Source organism: Chitinophaga pinensis (genome assembly GCF_007896845.1).
Taxonomy (GTDB): Bacteria; Bacteroidota; Bacteroidia; order Chitinophagales; family Chitinophagaceae; genus Chitinophaga; species Chitinophaga pinensis_C.
This window is the reverse complement of record NZ_VOHS01000031.1, coordinates 17,075-38,534: the sequence shown is the minus strand read 5'-3', so window position 1 is coordinate 38,534 and position 21,460 is coordinate 17,075. Positions and strand designations below refer to the sequence as shown.

Below are 21,460 nucleotides of genomic sequence, written 5' to 3'. Positions count from 1 at the left end.
CCCCCTGACTATGCAACTCGCTATAGCTGAAAATGAAAAAGAACAGCTGCTGCAGACATTGCAACAAGCAAATCTGAAATTCCAGCAGATATATCCCGGTGATAAGCCTGACAGACAACCCGTACATACCGTCTATGGCGGTGCTAATCTTTTCAAAGCCGATACCTGCACCCGTATGGGAGAGATTGCGCTGAAACACCTGCAGACATATGCACCTGATTTTGTTACGCTGGCAAAAGCCTTGCAATTGGAGGGACACCAACAATTACCTGATAAAACGGCAGACATTGCCGCCTTACAGCAAAAACTGGAGCATCTGTCAGATCAAGACCGTAAACAGGAACCAGCCTTTTTGTATTATACGGTTTACAATAAGATAGTCCGCAAGTTATCCACAGAAGCCGTGGAAGATTTCCGCATAGATTTCGAAGACGGCTTTGGCAATCGCCCGGATGCAGAAGAAGATGCGACGGCCATTGCTGCCGCAAAAGAACTGGCGCTGGGAATGCAACAACAGACAATCTCCCCTTTCATCGGTATCCGGATCAAGCCGTTTACAGAAGACCTCAAATATCGTAGTGTAAGAACACTGGACCTGTTTCTCACGACGCTCCTGCAGGAAACGAAAGGAGTATTACCTGCGAACTTTGTTGTCATGCTGCCCAAGGTGACTATTCCCGAACAGGCAACTACACTGGTCAGACTATTCGAACTACTGGAAAAAGCGCATGGCCTGCCGGCAGGTGCATTGAAAATGGAAACCATGGTAGAAGCAACACAGATCATTATGGATGATGAGGGAAGGAATCCTCTGATGCGTATCATCCGCGCCAGCGAAGGACGTTGCATTGCGGCACATTTTGGCACTTACGATTATACGGCCTCCTGTGGTATTACAGCAAGATATCAGACGATGGCACATCCGGTATGTGACTTCGCGCATCATATGACGAAAGTCGCATTAGGAGGTACAGGTATATTTCTTTCCGATGGTGCTACCAATGTTATTCCCATTGCGCCCCATAAAGGCGATCATCTGAGTCTGGCGCAGTTACAGGAAAACGCGGCAAGTGTACATCATGCCTGGCGTACAGGTTATGGCCATAGCCAACATTCACTGATCAACGGGTTTTATCAGGGATGGGATCTGAACCCGGCACAACTGCCTATGCGGTACGCAGCAATTTATCTGTTCTTCCTGAGTAACTATGAGGATGCCTTATTCCGGCTGAAAACATTTGTAGAACGTGCCGCAATATCCACATTAACGAAAGACATCTTTGATGATGCTGCTACCGGACAAGGACTCCTGAATTTCTTTCTGAAAGCCATCAATTGCGGGGCGATCACTGAAGAGGAAGTAATGGCGACAGGCCTGACGCTTGACGAAATAAGAAGTCGTTCCTTCTACCGGATACTGGAAGGCAGAAGAAAACAGCACTGATCCATATACAGCTGACGCTGCCGGAACTGGCGCGGCAATTGTACACAGATCAGTGATGCCATCGTCTGTTGTATATAAAATGCATTATGACCATGAGACAGCTACTTTGCGGGTCATCTTCGTTTCGGGTATGGTCTATGACTACAAGAACGTACCGGAGGAAGTATATCAGGCGATGAAAAGCTCCGGGTCTAAAGGCACTTATCTGAACAAACACATCAAAGGCCATTATGCTTATGAGAAAGTAAGCTGATCAACGACCTCCCAGCCACAATAATGCATCCAGTATAAAGCGGCTTTGTATCTTGTTGTCAAAGGTATGAGACAGGTCTTTATTGGTATGATGCTCATAATCAATATCATTATGCCCCATATTCATATAGATCATCTTGTAACGTTTGTTTGTCCACGCAACAGGGTAATAGCCGCTATGCCATATCTCATGTGGTTTAGGACCGGTACCCAACGGAAAACTCGCCGGATCAATAGATAAGAGTATCTCTATATCTTTATTGGTTTTCAGGTCATTAGCCCATCTGTACCATTCATTCGGGGATGCCTTGAAAGTAGCCGGCAGGTGTTTCATTGCAGGATGCTCCGGGTGTTCCACACGTAGAATAGCGGACGTTGGCCGCCAGGTATTACTACCATAGGAACCGGAGCCGAGGAACTCGTTATGGTACCAATCCCAGTTCTGCGGATAATCAGATGGCGTCAGGGCAAAAGCGGAGAAATGGAAGCCCATCCATGCGCCACCATTTTCCATATACTTCCTGAAAGCCTCCCGTTGGGCAGGTGTATCTGGTCTGGTGTCAAGGAAGAGAACCACCTGATATTGCGCCAATACATCTGTATTCAGCTTATTCCAGTCATTGGTGGAATCGTAAGTGAAGTGATACCGTTTTGCCATATCGGCAAACCAGCGGTTGGCTTCATGTACAAAACTGATGTGCGCCTGATCGTGTAAGGCGGTGTAGAAACCAAGTACTTTAAAAGGTTTATTTTTCTGGGCTTGTACGGAGAGGAGGGTCAGAGAACAGCAACAGATCAATATTCCCTGCAATAATCTTTTCATGATACGTGAATTTATATAATCCCAAAATATAACATTATCTTTAGGTTCACAACATAGCCCAGCCGTCTTCCCAAATCTCAATTCACATGAAAAAATTGCTTTGCCTCGGGCTTATCCTCGGCTCATTGCACAATGCATTTGCACAGGACACGACTGCAAAAATGGACTCACTTGTCAGCGCGTACAGCAGGTTACACAAGTTCAATGGTACCGTATTAGTGGCACAGAAAGGCAACATATTGCTGGATAAAGCTTATGGTTATCAGCGTACTGCAGACAGTATCCGCAATGAAACCAGTACTATTTTTCAGCTGGGATCTGTTACCAAACAATTCACAGCTACTGTCATCCTGAAACTGGCAGAAGAACATAAACTCAGCATACAGGATAAGCTGTCTAAATATTTCCCGGATTATCCGAAAGGAGATAGTATTACCATAGAAAATCTGCTGACACATACTTCTGGTATATTCAACTATACCAATGACAAAGACTTTATGGATAAAGAAGTCAGTAATCCGGCCAGCAGAGAAAAGATCATGGCCCTGTTTAAAGACAAACCGCTGAACTTCTCCCCCGGTACCAAATGGGATTATTCCAATTCAGGCTATTCCATGCTCGGCTATATCATCGAAAAGGCGACTGGTAAACCTTATGAGCAAGTTGTAAGAAAGTACATCTTTACGCCATTACATATGGATCATACGGGCTTTGATTTCAAAAACCTGAAGGATAGTAAAAAGTCTACCGGTTATTTCAACATCAACGATTCCAGCAGTACACTGGCTCCGGGTGTAGATTCAACGGTGTCGTTTGCAGCCGGCGCGATGTACAGTACTACTGCCGACCTGTATAAATGGCATCAGGCGGCCCAGCAGTATAAGATTATCTCTAAGGCCGACTGGGAGAAGGCGTACACCCCGTTTATGAATCATTATGGCTACGGATGGGAGTCAGATTCCATTGCTGGTAAACGGAAAGTTTCACATGGCGGTGGTATCCACGGATATATCACCAGCATCATGAGAGTACCGGAAGATGATGTCTGTGTGATCGTACTCGATAATGCCTCCGACAGAGACGTTAGTAAAATAGCTTCGTCACTACTGGCCGTATTGTACAATCAACCTTATAACATACCGAAAGAAAGGATCACGATCAGACTACCAGAGGCAACACTGCAACAATATACAGGAGAATATAACCTGCGTCCCGGTTTTAACATCGTCATGAGCGTAAAAGAGGGTATGCTGATGGGACAACCTACCGGTCAGCGGGAATCACCTTTATTTGCAGAGAAAGAGGATTTCTTTTTCCTGAAAATAGTGGATGCACAGGTGAGGTTTACCAGAAACGATAAAAATGAAGTAACAGGCATGATCCTGTATCAGAATGACAGGGAATTGCCCGGCAAAAAGATAAAATAAGGCTTGCTGAAGATATTTACTGGCTTCCGGAATGATATTCCGGAAGCTTTTTTTTATTCTCTCTGACCAATAAACAATTTATATATTTTTAGCATTTGTTTGCATTAACTTTGCAACCTTCATTAATTCTATTGACCTATGAAACTTGTTAAACTCAGTAATGTACTACTGATCGTGGTTACACTCACATTGTTTTTTGCCTGTAAAAAAGACAAGATAAATATCATCGAACCTGAGATCGACCCAGGTAAGCCAGCGGAGACGATGCCCGGCAATATACTGTTAAGAAAGACGATCCATTATAACAAATTCAGAGACGGTATAAACGGCCCTTTGATGCGCGACACACTTATTTATAATGAGAAGGACCAGCTTATAAAAGTTGAACATGTAAACAATTTATCTAAAATTGTATATACATTCTCTTACAACGAAAATGGCTCGCTGTCAACTGTACTCACCAGTTCGTCGCTGGCTGAAGGGTATACGAATACCTACTCTCTGATGTATAGTAAGGGCCTGCTTGACAGTATTATATTGGGATCTAACCTTCCCAATGATCATGGTGATGGCGATCATGTTATCATAAACCCAACAAGGAACGATCAGGGACAGGTAACTACAGTGAAGTATACCCTCTATACTAAAACCAATTCATCAGTTTACTCAGCACAATTTGATTTTTTATGGACCCCGTCAAACAATTTAGCGTCCATGCAGGGAAGAACTTATGATTATACCAGTTATGCTGACGTCCAACGTGCAACCTTCCCTTCCATACAAAATAATGACGCAAATATAGGCCTGTCCAGATTACCTGCCGGGTACCTGTTCGTACTGGCGTTACGCGAGAACGGCCTGTCATACCAAAATGCAATGGAACCTTATCTGTTCACCACTTATCTGTATACATCAGCAAAAAATGTTTTCAATAATGGAACAGGCAGACTGTATGAAGTCGGTACAGTAATAAAGGATGAGTTCATAAAGTACGTAGATTATGAGAACAAAGCGACGTTTGACCAGAATGGCATACTGAAAACATTCAACTACTTTGAAAATAATATCTACCCGGTGTGGGACATGGTCGGAATAGAATTCTTTTATGAACAAAAGAAATAATCCGACAATCTCACTATTATAAATAAAGCGGGGCGTTCCAATACAGGAAGCCCCGCTTTATTTATAACTATCTGTATCCTGCTATTGCTTCACAAGCTTTCCTTTAAATTGCTTCTTCCCATCTCTCAGCTGCACGACGTACAATCCCTTCGCAAAACCACCTATTACGGCATTTAAACCGTTATTTAACTCCGTGACACTACCAGTACGCCTGAACACCACACGGCCGTCTCCTGCGCTTATAACGACGATTAAACGCGTACTCTCACTTTTATAGTCGAGGTAAGCGGCATTATCCACAGGATTGGGGCGGATGACCAGTGTATTAGCATCCGGTATTATGGCTGTGCTCTGTACGGCTGTCCTTGCCGCCTGACTATTAGGGATATAGATATTTGGTTGCGGTGGTGTGCTCATACCAGTACCAAGATAGTAATCAGGATAAGGCGGCTGATTATAGGCTGTATTCTGCCACGCAATAGCTGTACGGTACTGTGGATTATGCATCAGGGTATACAGTCTGAAGCTGGTATGCGTTGTCGTTGTGAATAACAACAGACTGGTGTTATCACTGCTTCTCAGGAGTATTTCTTCCCGCCAGTCTCCCAACAGATCTGCTGTTAAACATGGGTTGGCCTTTGTGCTGTTATTGGAAGTGGCGCCGTAATCAGACAAGGTCAGTATGCGATTCAGTGTTTTTGAAGTATAGTTCCATTTATCCAGTTTTACACCATCCAGCAGTTCCCGGCACAGATCACCATCCCACCAGATACCGAAATTGTTACTGGGTTTGGCGGTACCGATGGAAACGCCTTTACAGGTATATAGTTCGCCGGCAGAAGCCCATACCTCATAACCGGGGTAAGTCGGATCTACATCTCCCGCCATCGCTCTGCCAATATCTCCGGAAACACCCTGAGAAGGGCCTCTTCCCCATATCGGCGTACCACTGCCTGCATCCCTGAATTCAATACCATAGTTGCCATATTGGGATTGCGTCTCATGGCACTGCCATAATTCCTGTCCGGGTCTCTCAGGATCGAGATCGGTCATATGCATAGCATCCCCATGTCCGAGTCCGTTGGCATAGAGGCCGCTCCCGTTATCGTTAATAGCACTGGAACCATTGATCAGTTCCTGTTTACCGTCGTTATCCACATCTCCGACAGTTACCTGATGATTTCCTTGTCCGGCGTAGGCACTATTACCGGAGGTATTACTGTCAAAAGTCCAGCGTTGTGTCAGTTGACCGTTACGCCAGTCCCATGCCACTCTCACCAGACGGGTATAATATCCACGTCCCATGATCAGCGAAGGACGGGCACCATCGAGATAGGCCACAGCATTGACGAATCTATCCACACGATTCCCGTAGTTATCCCCCCACGAAGAGACGGTGCCACGTGCAGGCAGATAATTGGTAGTAGCCATTGCAGCACCTGTTTGTCCGTTGAAGATGGTCAGAAATTCAGGTCCGCTCAACACATATCCGCTACTGTTTCTGTAATCTGCGCTGGCGGTACCGATCACAGTACCGACACCATCAATAGTAGCATCAGCAGTTTTCATTGCAACTTCCGCTTTCCCATCACCGTCCAGATCATACACCATAAACTGTGTATAGTGTGCACCTGCACGGATATTACGGCCCAGATCAATACGCCACATGCGTGTACCGTTCATCTTGTAAGCGTCTATATAAACATTACCGGTATAGCCACCCTGACTATTGTCTTTGGCGTTGGTAGGGTCCCATTTCAGGATGATCTCATATTCACCATCACCATCCAGATCACCTGCACTACAATCATTTGCAGTATAGATGTATGCTTCACCAGCTGGTGTAGTACCACCCGGCGGGATCTGTAGCGGGATGGTTTTATAGATGCTTGTCCACACGCTGACAGCAGCTGTAGGAGCTTGTTCCGTTCCGTTAATAACCGGACGTATGGTATAAGTGCCATTAGTGGTAACGTTATCTACATAATTCGTGGAATTGGTAATAGGGCTTGCATTGAGTTTTACACCGTTTCTATACACGTTAAAACTGATGGCAGCAGGGTCAGTCCCCAGCATACGCCAGCTGACAAAAACAGCACTGCTGCTTTGCCGGACGGCTACGGGGGCTCTTGAAAGAAATTCCATTTGTTTGGACTGTGCCGAAGTGGCAAAAGAAAAGAACAGGATACTGCAACATAGCAGTAGATGTGTAGCGGGCATTTTCATACGGGAAAGTTTTAGGGTGACCGGATACTTAAACAATTACGAATCAGGAACCGGTTAGTTGCAAGTTAACAACAGAAGACTATTTTTATAAATGTCTAAAAGACTATTAACACTAACTAAACCCTTTACTAAAAGGCAATTCCCAATTCGTAATTTAAATAAACGCTTTCCCCTGCAACCTCCCTTACAGGCGATGAATATTTTCAACAACGGCATGCTCAAGCGCTCTTCCTTCAAATGTCCTGATGACATTTTTGGCGGCTATGGCTGCCATAGCATTACGGGTATCAACGGTTGCCGAACCGATATGCGGTAATACGGCTACATTATGCATATTGAGTAAAGGATTATCTGCTGCCATCGGTTCAGGATTTGTTACATCCAGTCCTGCGCCCCAGATGGTTCCGCTTTCCAAAGCGGCGATCAGATCAGCTTCGTTATGGATGCCACCCCTTGCCGTATTGACGAAGATGGCAGTTGGTTTCATCTTACTGAATGCGTCTTTATTAAAGAGCTCTTTTGTTTCAGGTGTCAGGGCTGTATGTACGGAGACTACATCACTCTGCTGTAACAGTTCGTCGAAAGATACGCGGACAGCCCCCAGTTCTCTTTCTGCTTCCTCATTTGTACCGCGGTTATGATAAATCAGTTTCATACCATAGGCGCCGATACATCGTTGCGCCAATTCAAATCCTATTCTGCCTAAACCAACTATTCCCAGTGTTTTACCTTTCAACTCCAGACCAAGGTTAGCCGTAGGATCCCAGAAATTCCAGTTTCCCCTGATAATCTCCTTGTGCATATGAAAAGCTTTACGGGAGGCGGCCAGTAATAGCAGAAAAGCGGTATCAGCAGTAGCACCGCTCAGCACTCCCGGCGTATTGCCTACAGCAATACCCAGCTCTTTTGCAGCGGCAACATCTACATTATCATACCCTACCGACATCATGGAGACAATTTTCAGGTGGCTGCATGCTTCCAGAAAAGCGCGGTTTACTTTGAGCGGACCGGACACAATAATGGCATCATAATCCTTCAGAACAGGTATCAGTTCTTCTTCCGACTGATGACGTCTTTCTGTCCATACTGTATAATCGATACCATTCGCTTTTAAATGTTGCAACGCAATCTCAGGAACTGTTCTTGTTATGTACACTCTCTTTCGCATAGCTATATTAAATTTCAGGTTATCCACCCACAAAATACATAAATGACGGTTTTCAGGGATATTTTCAACAAAGTCTTTCAGATAATTTTGCACCTGAACAAAATTTACCTTTTCCCTCGTACCCATTAAGAGCAGGTCAATTTGGTTAAAGCGTTAGTTTTATTGTTTATTTTAGTCTAGTCTGATAAGCCTCTCAGGATTTACCCGGGAGGCTTATTTTTTGCACCCGATCCGCCTATATTTGTATGGTAAACCCACAATCTATCCTGCTCTCTCCCGGTAAAGTAAACCCTAAGATAGATGTATGAGTAACTACCAAAATCTGTAAACACAATGAAAAGACTATGTTTGCTATTGCTTTGTGGCACCATTCTATTCTCAGCCTGCTCTAAAAATGATAAACCTGCCACAACAGACAACAACACGCCGGAAGAACAGCCCGCAACCCTCGGAAAACGTTGCGCTTCCATGGAAGTATTACAGGAACAATTGAGAAAAGACCCTTCGCTGGCGGCAAGAATGGCCCGTATAGAAGATCTCACCGCACGTGTAGCGAAAGACAAATCTGCATTTCGTCTGCTGCCTGATGGTTCTATTCTGATCCCTGTAGTTGTTAACGTATTATACAGAACAACTGCTGAAAACATTTCCCTTGCACAGATCCAGTCTCAGATAGACATTCTGAATCAGGACTTTAACGGACTCAATCCTGAGTATGATACCATTACTACTTTCGGTTCTGTGAAAGCCAGTATAGGTGTTCATTATGAATTGAAATCCGTAGTAAGAAAATCCACTACCCGCACCAGCTGGAGCACCAACGATGCTATGAAGCAGGTATCTTCAGGTGGCATTGCCGCTACTACACCAGATTCTGTACTGAATATATGGATAGTGGGAGCCATGAGCGGTGGTGTGATCGGTTATGCACAGTTCCCGGGTGGCGCAGCTGCCACAGATGGCGTAGTCATCGCAGATGATTGCTTCGGTAATACCGGTACTGCTACCGCACCTTTCAACAAAGGCAGAACTGCCACCCATGAAATAGGCCACTGGCTTAACCTGCGTCATATCTGGGGTGATGCAACCTGCGGTAATGACTTTGTTGGCGATACGCCTACACACAACGCGCCTAACTATGGTTGTCTTTCCTATCCACACCTGAGCACCTGCGCAGGTAATCCGATAGAGATGACCATGAACTACATGGACTATACTGATGACAGGTGTATGTATATGTTTACTGCCGGACAAAAAACCAGAATGCTGGCGACCTTCCTGACTGGTGGTGGCCGTACTGGTTTTGCCCAGTAAATAAAAGTTCCGGGAGAGAGCTTTTATGTAATTGAATGTTGTTAAGACGATTATTCATCCTTCGCTTTTTTTGTTTGCTTAAAGGCAAAATTTCTTTCGTTTCACGTTGCTAAAATTGACGAATAATAATATCTTGCAGCAGGGCGAAACGCCCGCCCCTACTGCATTAACAATTCATTTAAGATAATAACAATTCATTAAAGATTCGTCATTATGCGGATGTTTCTGATAGCACTGGTTATCATCCTTACGAGTGGTAAATTACTATACGCACAACAGACAAAAACAGAGAGTGAAATTCTTTCTCCATCTGTCACCGAAAAGACGTTTGATGATGCTGTAAGAAATACCTATTTCCAAAGCCTGCCTGTACAGCGGGCTTATCGTTACAAAGATGTTACGGGAACTTATTATCTGGCACTTTGTGAAAGCAGAGACGAGATCAAAGCAGATGATACTGTGCATTATAAGATCAAGGCTATATTTCTGCAACTATCCACCACAGGCGGATTTACTAAAACGGGGGAACTGAATGACTTCAGAAACAGTCATGATCCAAAAGAGGGGGTAGAAACTTCTAACTGGTTCTGGACAAAATTCTGTGAGCTGAAAGACCTTGATAATGATGGTACCATCGATCCGTTATTGGTATACGGCACCAATGGCATGAACGGATATGATGACGGAAGAGTGAAGATCGTCCTGTACTATAAAGGACAAAAGGCTGCCATCAGGTGTCAGAACTCCGTAATGGATGAAGGACGTAACATACAGGTAGACGCAACATTTTACACTCTGCCAATGGCGGTGCAACAACATGTCCGGAAGTTGATGCATACACTGGCGGAGAAAGATCTGATCATCTATCCGACAGACTATGAAAAAGGAATGAACAAAAAACAAACACAGATATATTAAGCAACCAGAATCGAGGTATGAAACTACATTTTTATAAATCAGCAGCCCTGTTGGGCGCACTATGCCTTCCGCTTTGCCTGTCAGCTCAGCAAACGCCGCAGGATACGGGTCATGTCGTGAGTAAAGAAGATGCACATGAAATTATCGGAAAAATCAGCAGACAACTGGAAGAAGGTTATCCATTTCCGGAGATCTCCAGGAAATATATTGCTACCCTGAAAAGTCAGGAATCAAAGAAAGCTTATCAGGATCTCACACCGGCAAAACTGGCCCGGAAGATCACCTCAGATTTGCGTGAAACGCATAAGGATGTGCACCTTACCATCTTTCATAGCAAAGACTATTATGAACAACTGACCAGATCATTTTCCAATACACGTACGCCAGAAGACGACCGGCTGGAACTGGAAAGAAAACGTCAGAATAACTACGGCTTCGATGCTGTAGAACTGAATAAGAAAACATCTACTGCCTATATCAAGATATCCGGTGGTTTCCATGGTGATCAGGAAGCTTTTGAAATGGCCGCTAATGCTATGAATATGGCCGCTTATTCCAAAAACATCATCATTGACATCAGAGATAATGGTGGTGGAACTGGTATGATGGGACGTTTCCTCGCAGGCTATTTCTTCAATGCCGGCGATGAACGCTATTACCTGCATGGCTATCATAAAGACAGGACCAAAGATATTCAGGAATGGACATATCCCTTTGTACCGGGCAAAAGAATGCCGGACAGCAAAGTATATACTCGTTAATAAACACACTGCCTCCGCTACAGAAGGTTTCGCTTTTGCATTACAACAAATGCACCGTGCTACAATCGTAGGTGATACAACTGCTGGTGCTGGTATAGCTGGTTCAATGATCCCGCTGAAAGAAAACCTCGTAGTATTTATGCCTGTTAAAATGGTGGCAGCTCCCGGTTCAGAAGAAGGCTGGGAAGGAAAAGGTGTGATTCCTGACGTGGCTGTAAAAGGAGAAGATGCAAGAACCGAAGCAGAAAAGCTGATAAAGAAAGAACAGGATGATATCGCTGCGGCGAAAACCAAATAGTACTACTATATACACTGAGATAAAAACGTCTGCATGGATCATGCAGACGTTTTTTATTGTTATGGATGCTGTGAATAACCAACAATAGACGCCTTAGCCAATAACTGCTGATTCAGCATCACACCCACAAATGCAGCTGGCGTACTTTTATCAGGACTGATTTTTGTCTTTAAGGCATATACCGTGATGATATACTGATGTGGTAAGCCCGGCAGCGGACCGGGCCCCAGATAACCCGGCATACCCGCGTCATTGATACCCTGAGCGGCACCGGCAGGCAGTAATTTACGCTCAGTAGTCCCCGCACCAGCTGGCAGTTCGTGTACATCTGCCGGAATATTATACACTACCCAATGCCAGAAGCCACTACCGGAAGGAGCGTCCACATCATACATGGTTACGGCAAAACTCTGCGTACCCGCAGGTGCATTTTCCCATGATAGCTGCGGGGAAACATTACCTCCGTTATACCCCATCATTCCATTCAGTAACTGACTATTGACAAACTGACCTCCGAGGTCATTACTCTTCAAGGTAAACGTCTGCGCCATAGCAGAACAGGCGAAGACCATCAATGCCAGCAAAGTGCTCGTTCTTTTCATAGTACTTGTTTTAAAGTACTGCAAAGCTACTATGCGAGACAGGGGAAGATATAGGGCTAACAGCTCAGAAGTTGTTGTTAAACGGTCAGTTTCTGTTGCTGGTATTCACTGGGTGTCAGACCATACACCTGCTTAAAGGATTGTGTAAAGCTGGAATGATTTTCATATCCCAGTTTATGATAAATCTCGCTGGGTTTCTCCCGCTGTACCAGTAACATGCCTACTGCCTGCTCCATCCTTTTTTGCAGGAACCAGCGTGTGGGAGATGTACCATATATCTTTTGAAACTTTCGCTTGTAAGTAGACAGGCTCATGTTACACAAAAAGGCCAGTTCCTCGATGGTTACATTGTTATAGAGATTGGATTCGGCTGACCTTCTGATCACAGCCTCTTCCTCATTACTATTCACATTTGCCCGAAGACGCAATAACTGTTGTGGATAACGATCAGACATATACAACAGCAACTCTTCAAATTTAAGTATCCGCAGGTCTATTGGCAGCGGTTTATCTGATGCAGCCATCAAACACAGGGACTGTACAAAATTTTGCAGAAAGCTATCTGTCCGGAAAACAAGGAAGGGTTCTTCTGTCTGGCCCTTATGGTCTTTTTCAACACACAGATGTGGATATTTCAAAAAGAATCTTGTGAGTACAGCCGGTTCGAAAGTCAGCACGACACTTTTATAAAACCCATCTGCTGAGATCTTTTTCTCACTCATGATGCAGTTACCGGCCGATAATAATACAAACTGTGTGTTATCAATCACGGCGTGCTTTTCCGCATAGAACACGCTCTTCTCGCCTTCTACCAGAAAGCTGAAAAGATGTTGTTCTAATGTGACTTTACTTTTCACCCAGCTGTCCGTAAACTGATGCGCCAGTATATGTATCTCTTCTTTAACCACATTCGCAGGAAGCATGAATGAGGGAACGGAGTAAATTTGCTGCTTAACCATACCTGCACTAAGATAACCAATATTACAGGGACGCGCTATATACTCATTGCTACCTGTGGCTGTATTGATAAAAGATCCCCTTGTCAAAAGGCGTCCATAGACAAGCTTTTTGTCCGCCGCTTTTTAAACCGCTATTTGCCCATGTATTGCAGGTATGAAACAGGCTATAACTGCCTTTTGCTTCGTAAAATGCATCTGTTTTACCATAATTGGCATCCGTTACAATATGCATGATACGCCCCTGTTCATCCCGGTCAAAACTCTCTTGTATGTACCTGATCAGTTTTGCGTAATGTGCGCTGTCTGTACTCAGTTTTATACAATCACTACCTGCTGACATACTGTAATAGTAAGTGGCATGAATAGCGGAGGTACTAAGTCCGGTAGCGGCCTTAAAAGCGGTACTAAACTTCAGATCTGCCCATGTGGGCGTTTCCAGATAAAAGCCTTTATCCCCCCATCCAAAAGCGATCCACTGTGCAGTGGTATCATTGCTTTTAGTATTGGAAAATAACACCTCTTTACTCCAGTCGATCTGTGCATTTCTGACAGGCATTACAAGGTCAGTATGCACGCCATTGGTAAGGATGAACAATGTGATGTCATTTCCGGAAGGTTCTTCTTTATCGACGGAAATGCGTGAAAGTACATAAGCTGCTGACAGATACAGGGCTACGAGTAATACCGGGGTCAGAATGGTCCACCCAACAATCTTGATAATTTTCTTCAATGCTGTTTTATTTACCGGAAGCCATGCTTCCATCTGCTAAAATTAGTAATCTGTCGGTAGATTGTCAACTATTCCTGTAGTCAGGTTATGTTAAAAAACAGCCAACACTTTGTTTCATAAGCATATTATTATACATTACAGGAATTAAAATACAACTCCAATGAATACCTACGAGGAACACTTCGAGGCCTCCTGCAAATTAAGGGACGAATACTGGAATACGGTTGGCAAATTGGACCCTGATGTGATTGCCCATGCAATCAATCCTTCCTTTATGGGCGGTCCGAGATGGCCCTCACTCAGACAGGCATACGCCACTATCCGCCGGGCTGATCGTACGATCATTGCCAGCGATGGACTGAGCGATCCTTATGATGATATGGAGACAAACAATGCGAATGCCCCTTACAACGGATTCGGACTGGAAGTCTATGTAGCCTCCGCTCCTATCGAAGGACAGGCAAGCAATACGTGGCAGTTTCAGATGGCCTACCAGGCAGCACAGCTAATGGCCAATCATGGAAACATCGTAGGGCTGCTGGAGGAAATGACCTATATTACCAGTGAATTCTACGATGTGGACGTCCCTGCTGAATTTGTGAATGAGGAAGGAAGAGTGGGTGTAATTATGGGACTCCCTGATGAAGCTGTACCCGATACCCTCGAGCTTACAATCGAACCGGTTAAAATCGTCAACGTAAAATTACTGACACTGGCAGAACTTGAATACGTAACCCAACATGGTGCAGAAGGCCGTATGAAACTGGCCGAACTGCTACTGCAACAAGGGAATGCCACCATTTCTGACATTGACAGACCATCAGTAGTTTAGTACATTACGATCGCGTAGAAACTGCATTGTATACTGCTATAAATGTGCATACCTGTGAACATCTCCATGTACACAGGTATGCATGTATTATATCTTGAGAAACAATCAAAACAAACCCTCTATGCGAAAACCCTCAGCATGGTCTTTAGTGTTCACGTTACTACTGACCATCACACTCCATTCCAACGCGCAGGTAGCGCCTGCAGCACAATCAGTGACCGGTAAACTGATGTGCGGATATCAGGCATGGTTCAATTGCTACGGCGACGGCTCGCCCATTGAGAGATGGTCTCACTGGAGCTCCGGCCGATATCGTTCAGACACACCTAAGCCAGCACCCGGACGTATCACTTTTGAAGCCTATCCGGATATAACGGAATACCCGGCTGCCAACCTGTTCCAGACCGCTCTGGGCAACCTGAACGATGGCCGTAATGCCCGCTTATTCACCTCATGGAAACAGACAACCATCGACCTGCATTTTTCATGGATGCAACAAAACGGAATTGATGGTGTCGCACAACAACGCTTTCTGGGCCCTACAAGAGACGGCGTCTATAAAGCAAGTATGGACAGCCTTGTACTCAGAATAAGACGTAGTGCCGAAAAGTATCAGCGTATTTTCTATATCATGTATGATATGAATGCGGACGATACTGCCTTCTTCAAAGCAGACTGGCTGCATATTGAAAATGATCTTCGTCCGCAGGAGTCCCCTTATTATGCCCATCAGAACGGCAAACCTGTTATCTGTATATGGGGCTTCGGCCTGAATGAGCGCAGCAACCAACCTGCTAACAGCCTCGCCATTATCAACTGGCTGAAAGGCAAAGGCTATTATGTCATCGGTGGTGTACCTGCCGGATGGCGTACAGGAACGCGCGATTCCTATGCCGGATATGAGCATGTATACAAAGCATTCAATATGCTGTCTCCATGGGCTGTAGGCCGGTTTGGCAACATTGAAGGTGCTGATAATTTCAAAAATGAGAACCTGGCACCTGACCTGGCGTATTGTAATGCAAACGGACTGGATTATCAGCCGGTTATATTTCCCGGCTTTGCCTGGAGCAACTGGAATGGTGGTACCAGCAACCAGATTTCCCGCAGCAAAGGTGAATTCTTCTGGCGTCAGCTTTACAACATCAAAAGTCTGGGGATGAACACGGCTTATATCGCCATGTTTGATGAATATGATGAAGGTACTGTTATTGCAAAAATGGCGGATAGCTACTTTGCGGTACCTAATAATCAATATTTCCTGACAACCAGTGCAGATGGTACCTATATCGGCGCCGACTTCTATCTGCGACTGGCAGGACAGGCGACTAAAGTACTGAAAGGTACTGCGCCGCTGACCACCAATGTCACTATCCCTTATTCCACTGCACCACTCTGGTTCCGTACCAGTATGGAGGCACAATATGACGCTACACTTACATGGACAGACACACCCGACCAAAGTGTTATACCTACCAATGTTACCGGCGATAATGGTACCGGCACTCCTATCTGTGGTATTGTGCAGAATGAGGTCAGCCGTACGGGGCCTTCTGCCATCCGTTTTGCTGGAAGGGCCACTTCTGCTACTGCGAATGCTTACTGCGCCTATAAAGTGTTTGACGTCAATATTCCGGTTACCGCCAGTACCGGACTTAGTTTCTGGCTCTATCCCACCAATAACATCTCCCGTTATGTTACAGTAGATCTGATTATGACAGATGGTACTTCGTTGCGGGATGCAGGCGCGGTTGACCAGAATGGTGTATCGATGCATCCCGGTGCCGGACACGGTACCGTAAACAGCTGGTCACAGGTAAGTTGCAACATCGGCAGATGGTTAAGCGGAAAAACAATTGACCGGATCATTGTCGATTATGTACATGGCAATGAAACCGGCAATTTTAAGACCTATATAGACGATATCATCATCAGTGATACAACAGCGGCCAATTTTGGGGCAAGAACAGCGGCTGTCTCTAAAACAACAGCAAATGAAGCAGGCTTCAGTATCTATCCACAGCCTGCCAACAATCATATTACTTTACAGTTTGATAAAGGATGGCAGGGAAAAATTGCCTTATCCATTCTCAGCACCGCGGGTCATCTCATTGAAGAGAAACCTTTGCAGGTAGCAGGAAACAGTGTTCAGTATCCTGTTTCTCAACTGAAAAGCGGCATGTATTATCTCAGGTTGAGTAATGGGAAGAAAGTAGTCACAAAAGAAATTGTAGTTGTTCACTAAAATATCCATAAAAGAAAAGCGCCTGTATCAAAATATGATACAGGCGCTTTTCTTTTATGGATACCTGAAACTATCAGGCAGTCTTTGAAGCGAAGGTCAGGAACTGGCTTTATCACACCTCCTCAGAGTATTTCATCAGCATATCCCGCTCCTTTCTGGTCAGGCTTTTCATGCCACGTTTATGGATCTTTTCCAGCAGATAATCAAGATCATGCTGCTGACCGGCACGTTCCAGATGATACCTGTCGTCCAGATCATAATCGCCGACATGCGCTTTAAAATACTTATTGTCGATAAACAGTATATGCGGACATTGGGCAATCACATAAACGAAAAGGGAGCCCGGGAGGAGAATAGACAGTATGGTGCGATAATTTTCCGCAATTACTTCCGGTACCATACACAATGCCACAATCATCCCGATCAATGCACCACCAAGGTGCGCCTCATGTCCTATATTATCTTTCTTAGATTTGATTCCGTAAACGGAGTATAAAACGAATAACACGCCATACGCCCAACCGGGGATAGAGAAGGGTATTCCGAAGAAACCCAGCTTCATAGCAGGATACACGGCGATGGAAGCGAAAATAACCCCGCAAACAGCTCCGGAAGCACCTACCGCACTGTAGTCCCCATGGTTCCGGTGAATCAGCAGGGACAGCAGGTTACCGCCAATCAGACTGGCAAAATATAAAGTCAGGTAAGCCGTAGGCCCCAGCTTTAATTCCAGACTACTACTGAACAGGTAAAGTGATACCATGTTGAAAAACAGGTGCATCCAGCTGACATGCAGGAAACCGGAGGAAATCAGTCGTTTGTAGTCCTTTTCTATCAGGATACGATCCACTTCAAAAGAATACTTGTTAAAAAAGGAACGATCCTTTAGTCCTTTGTAAGACACTGCAATGTTTACAACAATCAGTAAGAGGTTAATAAGACCAATGTATGCCATTCAATGCGGGTTTTAAAATAACTATAGGGAACGTCAGCCGGATATATCGTTCACTCGGATATTGCGATTACTACAAATATATCCAATTCTGCCGTCATGAATTCGCGCTTTCACGGAATTTTAATTAATATTAGCAAAAATCGCACCCATGATTTCAAGACCTCAACCTGGCGAATTTGTACCCTACCAGGAAGTTTATCTTAACTGTGTCGGTGATGCGGAAGTACCGGCTATCGCAGAAGAACTGAAAGACAGTACGTATGCGTTCTTTACGAAGATTCCTGAAGAAAAAGGAAGTTATGCGTATGCTCCGGGGAAGTGGACGATCAAGGAAACTTTGGGGCATATGATCGATACAGAGCGGGTATTTGCTTACCGGTTGATGTGTTTTGCCCGTGGAGAACAACAGGGCTTACCCGGCTTTGAACAGGACGATTACGTCCCGAACTCATTTGCCAATGACCGCACATTGCAGGACCTGGCAAATGAATTCAGGGTAGTACGGGAATCTACTATATTCCTCTTACGTAATCTTAAAAAAGAGCAGGAAACCGTGATAGGCACCGCCAGTGGGAAACCAGTCTCTGTACGGACACTGGCTTATATCATTCCCGGACATGAACTACACCATCTGCGGATACTGAAAGAGCGTTACTTACCTGGACTTGGCATCCAGATCTAACCACGTATTCACAGTATTAGCATCTGTTTCCAGTACGATCTTATAAAAGCGGGACGGCAATTGCCCAACGTTTATCAGCGCATGACGGTCCTGTACGGGTACAGTTGCCAGCAATTTGTACTCGTCAGTACCTCCCGTTTTGAAATTGTTTGTGGTGGTCACCCATATCTTCACCTTGCCTGTATCCTGCAGGGCTGACCATTTCAGGTCGATCTGCTCCTGTATGAAATTGGCATTTACATTCGCTACCGCTACTTTACCGATCATAGGGATACCGTCTATCTCACGGGCCGTACCTACCGGAATATCCATATGAAGGTAACGGGCAATAGTAGGCATGATATCCACAATACCCGGCTCATAATAACGGGCATACTCATTGGCAGGCTTATAACTGCTTACCATCCATGTGCTCCGCTGACGCGCAGATTGTCCGCCGTGATCACGACCGGTCTTTTCATCACGGCCATGGTCGGTAGTTATTACCAGCATCCAATCCTCCTTAAAATGTTGCTGTCTGTAGGTGATCGCTTCCCAGAGACGCCCCATCTGTTTATCCATCAGTTCAACTGCTTTGTAGAACTCCGGACTGTCACCATAGCCGTGTCCCATATCGTCGGTATACTCCAGATATACCCATGACAGGGATGGTGCGTCTTTTTTGATACCGGCGCTTGCCTCATCAATCACCTTTTCGTCAATAGCATGCATAAAGTCCCTTTTCCTGTCATGTGGAAAATGAACAGTATCGAGTTCATAACCATCTGCATGCAGATCGATATGCACATTTCCGGCCTGTGCCAGTCCATCTCCCGCCAGTTTGGTACGATTGTCCAGCCAGCTGGAATAGATCGCGACCTTCTTTGCCGGATACTGTGTTTTAAACAGGCGGAAAAGGTTATAATAATGATAGTTAGGATCAGTGATGTCATTATCAGGCACATTGTGTTTGTTCACCCAGGTACCCGTCAGCAGACTATTATACCCTACCGCCGATATGGTAGGCGTCTGGTTATAGGTATTCTTATCCCCGCCTACATGCATACGCGTATACCTGCCCGCATCAACAATACGGTCAATCGCAGGCGTCTGCAGTTTTTCCAGTACATCTGCCGGAATACCATCTGCAATGACAAACACCACCTTCTTTTCTCTTTGCTGTGCCTGTGCTGCTCCTCCCAGCAGGAGGCATAAGCAGGAGGCCAGGTATATTTTCTTCATCATGACTTAAAATTATAAAATACAACTTATTCTGCTTTCAGTAACCACATAATTCCGTTGATATTATCATTGCCGGAGAACTGACTGCTGATAGCTGCATTTACATTCGTCTGGTTATTCTGTAATTCAGACACAGGATACATCCAGCGTTTAGGTACTTTCTTATCGTTCAGCACACCGCCGCCGGAAACATCAAAAGCAGGTAAACCGGTACGGCGTTGCTCATAGAAGAAGTTCCAGTCACTGTTCATGAAAGAAGCGATGTATTTCTGGGTCATGATAGCTTTCAGCTGATCAGCAGCAGGGAAAGGATTTGTGGTCAGGTATTGATCTATAGAAGTCTGGGCGATACCATAAAACAACATAGAAGCCTGTATACCTTTCTTATAGTAATCAGCTGCACTACCGGTGATCCATCCGCGTACAACCCCTTCGGCCAGAATAAACTGCAGTTCTGCATAACCAATAGCGATACTTGGTTCATTCACAGGATTGTTGAAATAACGGGATTTGATCTTGGATACTTCACCTGCCAGTACTTTCGTACTGTTATCATTCAAAGGATCGCTACCTTTCGCACCACCATAAGCTGCAAAATTATTGTCCGGCAATGCCGCAGAATCAGGTGTTTTTTCTGCAAAACTGAATAAACGCGGATCTTTCAATCCTTTCAGGAGATCAACAAAGGTTGCATCCATATAGTAAGCTGTCTGCAGGTCATTGTCATTGTAAGTAGGATAACGGGTACCCAGTACATCATGGAACACCAGTTCACCATTATCATCATTACCTGTCATCAGTGGATAGGTCTCAGGATTGTTCACGATTTCTGCGAATCTTGCCTTCACATTCAAAGACGCATTATTCTCTTTCAGTGAAAGACTCATGAGTGTACGCAAAGACAGGGTATTGATCAGTCTTTTCCATTGCTGCATGGTACCACCATACAGGATATCTCCCTGTACTGCTGCAGTAGTATTGGTGATCAGTGCATTGGCTGCTTTCAGATCATCCAGTATGGATACAAAGATATTCTGTTGTTTATCATACACTGGTGACAATCCACCGCTCTCTCCTTTCAATGCATCTGAATAAGGAATATCACCAAAAGTATTTGTCAGCTTCAGAAAGTAATAAGCCTTAAAGAATTTTACCAGAGGAATATATTCCGGCTTATCCATTCTGTTAGCTTCTTCTTCCATTTTCACTACCTGACGCAGGTCGTTATAAGTATCAAAGCCTGCGCGTGTCCAGCCATAATACTGCTCATTAGATACGCTGTTCACAAACACCATCTGTCTGGTAGCCAGTGTAGCGCCCAGCGTAGTGGATTGAAATGCATCCTGTATCACAGTACTCAGCAACAGATCCGGAGTAGATACTGTAGGCTTGTTAGGATCCGTCTGAAAATCTTCGAATTTCTTACAACCTGTTGCTACAATCAGCAGGGCGGCTGCTATGTTGAATATTTTTCTCATTGT

At 44.8% G+C, this 21,460-nt stretch carries 20 protein-coding genes; 11 read left to right on the top strand and 9 right to left on the bottom strand.

Annotated elements, in window-relative coordinates:
* Positions 1–10: 10 nt before the first annotated feature.
* Together FEF09_RS22510 and FEF09_RS22505 are read left to right on the top strand one after the other, a co-directional pair.
* Positions 11–1,444 carry a DUF6986 family protein gene (locus FEF09_RS22510; RefSeq protein WP_146307195.1) on the top strand — a complete coding sequence of 478 codons (1,434 nt, stop codon included), beginning with the start codon at positions 11–13 and terminating at the stop codon, positions 1,442–1,444.
* A gap of 55 nt (positions 1,445–1,499) precedes the next feature.
* On the top strand, positions 1,500–1,697 hold the full coding sequence (locus FEF09_RS22505; protein ID WP_146307194.1) for a KTSC domain-containing protein: 198 nt from the start codon (positions 1,500–1,502) through the stop codon (positions 1,695–1,697).
* Here FEF09_RS22505 and FEF09_RS22500 read toward each other — a convergent pair whose 3' ends face one another.
* Complete coding sequence (locus FEF09_RS22500; protein WP_146307193.1) at positions 1,698–2,519, bottom strand: ThuA domain-containing protein; 822 nt, start codon at positions 2,517–2,519, stop codon at positions 1,698–1,700. It abuts the gene before it with no gap.
* Positions 2,520–2,605: 86 nt separating this feature from the next.
* Here FEF09_RS22500 and FEF09_RS22495 point away from each other — a divergent pair, with 86 nt between their 5' ends.
* Positions 2,606–3,946: a serine hydrolase gene (locus FEF09_RS22495; protein ID WP_146307192.1), complete on the top strand. Its 1,341-nt coding sequence runs from the start codon at positions 2,606–2,608 to the stop codon at positions 3,944–3,946.
* A 138-nt stretch (positions 3,947–4,084) separates the two neighbouring features.
* Positions 4,085–5,068 carry a hypothetical protein gene (locus FEF09_RS22490; RefSeq protein ID WP_146307191.1) on the top strand — a complete coding sequence of 328 codons (984 nt, stop codon included), beginning with the start codon at positions 4,085–4,087 and terminating at the stop codon, positions 5,066–5,068.
* 81 nt (positions 5,069–5,149) lie between these two features.
* Here the strand turns inward: FEF09_RS22490 and FEF09_RS22485 are convergent, their stop codons facing one another.
* Both FEF09_RS22485 and FEF09_RS22480 read right to left on the bottom strand, forming a co-directional pair.
* On the bottom strand, positions 5,150–7,294 hold the full coding sequence (locus tag FEF09_RS22485; protein ID WP_186774465.1) for a T9SS type A sorting domain-containing protein: 2,145 nt from the start codon (positions 7,292–7,294) through the stop codon (positions 5,150–5,152).
* A gap of 184 nt (positions 7,295–7,478) precedes the next feature.
* On the bottom strand, positions 7,479–8,462 hold the full coding sequence (locus FEF09_RS22480) for a 2-hydroxyacid dehydrogenase (RefSeq protein ID WP_146307190.1): 984 nt from the start codon (positions 8,460–8,462) through the stop codon (positions 7,479–7,481).
* A gap of 333 nt (positions 8,463–8,795) precedes the next feature.
* Here FEF09_RS22480 and FEF09_RS22475 point away from each other — a divergent pair, with 333 nt between their 5' ends.
* From FEF09_RS22475 to FEF09_RS22460, 4 genes are all read left to right on the top strand, one after another.
* The gene (locus FEF09_RS22475; protein WP_146307189.1) at positions 8,796–9,776 is read left to right on the top strand and encodes a zinc metalloprotease; all 981 of its coding nucleotides are present in this window, start codon (positions 8,796–8,798) and stop codon (positions 9,774–9,776) included.
* Between the two features lie 213 nt (positions 9,777–9,989).
* Entirely contained in the window at positions 9,990–10,694 is a 705-nt protein-coding gene (locus FEF09_RS22470; protein WP_146307188.1) for a M949_RS01915 family surface polysaccharide biosynthesis protein, read from the top strand.
* A gap of 17 nt (positions 10,695–10,711) precedes the next feature.
* Positions 10,712–11,455, top strand: a complete 744-nt coding sequence (locus tag FEF09_RS22465) for a S41 family peptidase (protein ID WP_146307187.1) — start codon at positions 10,712–10,714, stop codon at positions 11,453–11,455.
* Entirely contained in the window at positions 11,340–11,753 is a 414-nt protein-coding gene (locus FEF09_RS22460) for a S41 family peptidase (RefSeq protein WP_315898178.1), read from the top strand. The genes FEF09_RS22465 and FEF09_RS22460 overlap by 116 nt, the downstream gene beginning before the upstream one ends.
* Before the next feature lie 59 nt (positions 11,754–11,812).
* On the opposite strand, the gene FEF09_RS22455 is transcribed toward FEF09_RS22460, so the two are convergent.
* From FEF09_RS22455 to FEF09_RS22445, 3 genes are all read right to left on the bottom strand, one after another.
* The gene (locus FEF09_RS22455; protein WP_146307185.1) at positions 11,813–12,355 is read right to left on the bottom strand and encodes a YbhB/YbcL family Raf kinase inhibitor-like protein; all 543 of its coding nucleotides are present in this window, start codon (positions 12,353–12,355) and stop codon (positions 11,813–11,815) included.
* Positions 12,356–12,432: 77 nt separating this feature from the next.
* Positions 12,433–13,314 (bottom strand): helix-turn-helix domain-containing protein, encoded by an 882-nt coding sequence (locus tag FEF09_RS22450; RefSeq protein ID WP_146307184.1) that lies wholly within the window; start codon positions 13,312–13,314, stop codon positions 12,433–12,435.
* A gap of 49 nt (positions 13,315–13,363) precedes the next feature.
* Positions 13,364–14,077 (bottom strand): TIGR02117 family protein, encoded by a 714-nt coding sequence (locus FEF09_RS22445; RefSeq protein ID WP_186774463.1) that lies wholly within the window; start codon positions 14,075–14,077, stop codon positions 13,364–13,366.
* 127 nt (positions 14,078–14,204) lie between these two features.
* On the opposite strand from FEF09_RS22445, the gene FEF09_RS22440 reads away from it, so the two are divergent.
* Together FEF09_RS22440 and FEF09_RS22435 are read left to right on the top strand one after the other, a co-directional pair.
* Positions 14,205–14,876 (top strand): suppressor of fused domain protein, encoded by a 672-nt coding sequence (locus FEF09_RS22440; protein WP_146307183.1) that lies wholly within the window; start codon positions 14,205–14,207, stop codon positions 14,874–14,876.
* A gap of 121 nt (positions 14,877–14,997) precedes the next feature.
* Complete coding sequence (locus FEF09_RS22435; RefSeq protein ID WP_146307182.1) at positions 14,998–17,121, top strand: T9SS type A sorting domain-containing protein; 2,124 nt, start codon at positions 14,998–15,000, stop codon at positions 17,119–17,121.
* A gap of 112 nt (positions 17,122–17,233) precedes the next feature.
* Here FEF09_RS22435 and FEF09_RS22430 read toward each other — a convergent pair whose 3' ends face one another.
* The gene (locus tag FEF09_RS22430) at positions 17,234–18,076 is read right to left on the bottom strand and encodes a rhomboid family intramembrane serine protease (RefSeq protein ID WP_146307181.1); all 843 of its coding nucleotides are present in this window, start codon (positions 18,074–18,076) and stop codon (positions 17,234–17,236) included.
* 148 nt (positions 18,077–18,224) lie between these two features.
* Between FEF09_RS22430 and FEF09_RS22425 the strand changes: the two genes are divergently transcribed.
* The gene (locus tag FEF09_RS22425; protein WP_146307180.1) at positions 18,225–18,758 is read left to right on the top strand and encodes a DinB family protein; all 534 of its coding nucleotides are present in this window, start codon (positions 18,225–18,227) and stop codon (positions 18,756–18,758) included.
* Here FEF09_RS22425 and FEF09_RS22420 read toward each other — a convergent pair.
* Positions 18,732–19,982: an alkaline phosphatase family protein gene (locus tag FEF09_RS22420; RefSeq protein ID WP_261387678.1), complete on the bottom strand. Its 1,251-nt coding sequence runs from the start codon at positions 19,980–19,982 to the stop codon at positions 18,732–18,734. The genes FEF09_RS22425 and FEF09_RS22420 overlap by 27 nt on opposite strands.
* A 23-nt stretch (positions 19,983–20,005) precedes the next feature.
* Positions 20,006–21,457 (bottom strand): SusD/RagB family nutrient-binding outer membrane lipoprotein, encoded by a 1,452-nt coding sequence (locus FEF09_RS22415; protein ID WP_261387677.1) that lies wholly within the window; start codon positions 21,455–21,457, stop codon positions 20,006–20,008.
* Positions 21,458–21,460 lie beyond the last annotated feature (3 nt).

Coding starts and splice junctions, on each gene's coding strand:
- FEF09_RS22510 (WP_146307195.1), top strand. CDS start 11: ATGCAACTCGCTATAGCTGAAAATGAAAAAGAACAGCTGCTGCAGACA.
- FEF09_RS22505 (WP_146307194.1), top strand. CDS start 1,500: ATGCCATCGTCTGTTGTATATAAAATGCATTATGACCATGAGACAGCT.
- FEF09_RS22500 (WP_146307193.1), bottom strand. CDS start 2,519: ATGAAAAGATTATTGCAGGGAATATTGATCTGTTGCTGTTCTCTGACC.
- FEF09_RS22495 (WP_146307192.1), top strand. CDS start 2,606: ATGAAAAAATTGCTTTGCCTCGGGCTTATCCTCGGCTCATTGCACAAT.
- FEF09_RS22490 (WP_146307191.1), top strand. CDS start 4,085: ATGAAACTTGTTAAACTCAGTAATGTACTACTGATCGTGGTTACACTC.
- FEF09_RS22485 (WP_186774465.1), bottom strand. CDS start 7,294: ATGAAAATGCCCGCTACACATCTACTGCTATGTTGCAGTATCCTGTTC.
- FEF09_RS22480 (WP_146307190.1), bottom strand. CDS start 8,462: ATGCGAAAGAGAGTGTACATAACAAGAACAGTTCCTGAGATTGCGTTG.
- FEF09_RS22475 (WP_146307189.1), top strand. CDS start 8,796: ATGAAAAGACTATGTTTGCTATTGCTTTGTGGCACCATTCTATTCTCA.
- FEF09_RS22470 (WP_146307188.1), top strand. CDS start 9,990: ATGCGGATGTTTCTGATAGCACTGGTTATCATCCTTACGAGTGGTAAA.
- FEF09_RS22465 (WP_146307187.1), top strand. CDS start 10,712: ATGAAACTACATTTTTATAAATCAGCAGCCCTGTTGGGCGCACTATGC.
- FEF09_RS22460 (WP_315898178.1), top strand. CDS start 11,340: ATGAACGCTATTACCTGCATGGCTATCATAAAGACAGGACCAAAGATA.
- FEF09_RS22455 (WP_146307185.1), bottom strand. CDS start 12,355: ATGAAAAGAACGAGCACTTTGCTGGCATTGATGGTCTTCGCCTGTTCT.
- FEF09_RS22450 (WP_146307184.1), bottom strand. CDS start 13,314: ATGGTTAAGCAGCAAATTTACTCCGTTCCCTCATTCATGCTTCCTGCG.
- FEF09_RS22445 (WP_186774463.1), bottom strand. CDS start 14,077: ATGGAAGCATGGCTTCCGGTAAATAAAACAGCATTGAAGAAAATTATC.
- FEF09_RS22440 (WP_146307183.1), top strand. CDS start 14,205: ATGAATACCTACGAGGAACACTTCGAGGCCTCCTGCAAATTAAGGGAC.
- FEF09_RS22435 (WP_146307182.1), top strand. CDS start 14,998: ATGCGAAAACCCTCAGCATGGTCTTTAGTGTTCACGTTACTACTGACC.
- FEF09_RS22430 (WP_146307181.1), bottom strand. CDS start 18,076: ATGGCATACATTGGTCTTATTAACCTCTTACTGATTGTTGTAAACATT.
- FEF09_RS22425 (WP_146307180.1), top strand. CDS start 18,225: ATGATTTCAAGACCTCAACCTGGCGAATTTGTACCCTACCAGGAAGTT.
- FEF09_RS22420 (WP_261387678.1), bottom strand. CDS start 19,982: ATGATGAAGAAAATATACCTGGCCTCCTGCTTATGCCTCCTGCTGGGA.
- FEF09_RS22415 (WP_261387677.1), bottom strand. CDS start 21,457: ATGAGAAAAATATTCAACATAGCAGCCGCCCTGCTGATTGTAGCAACA.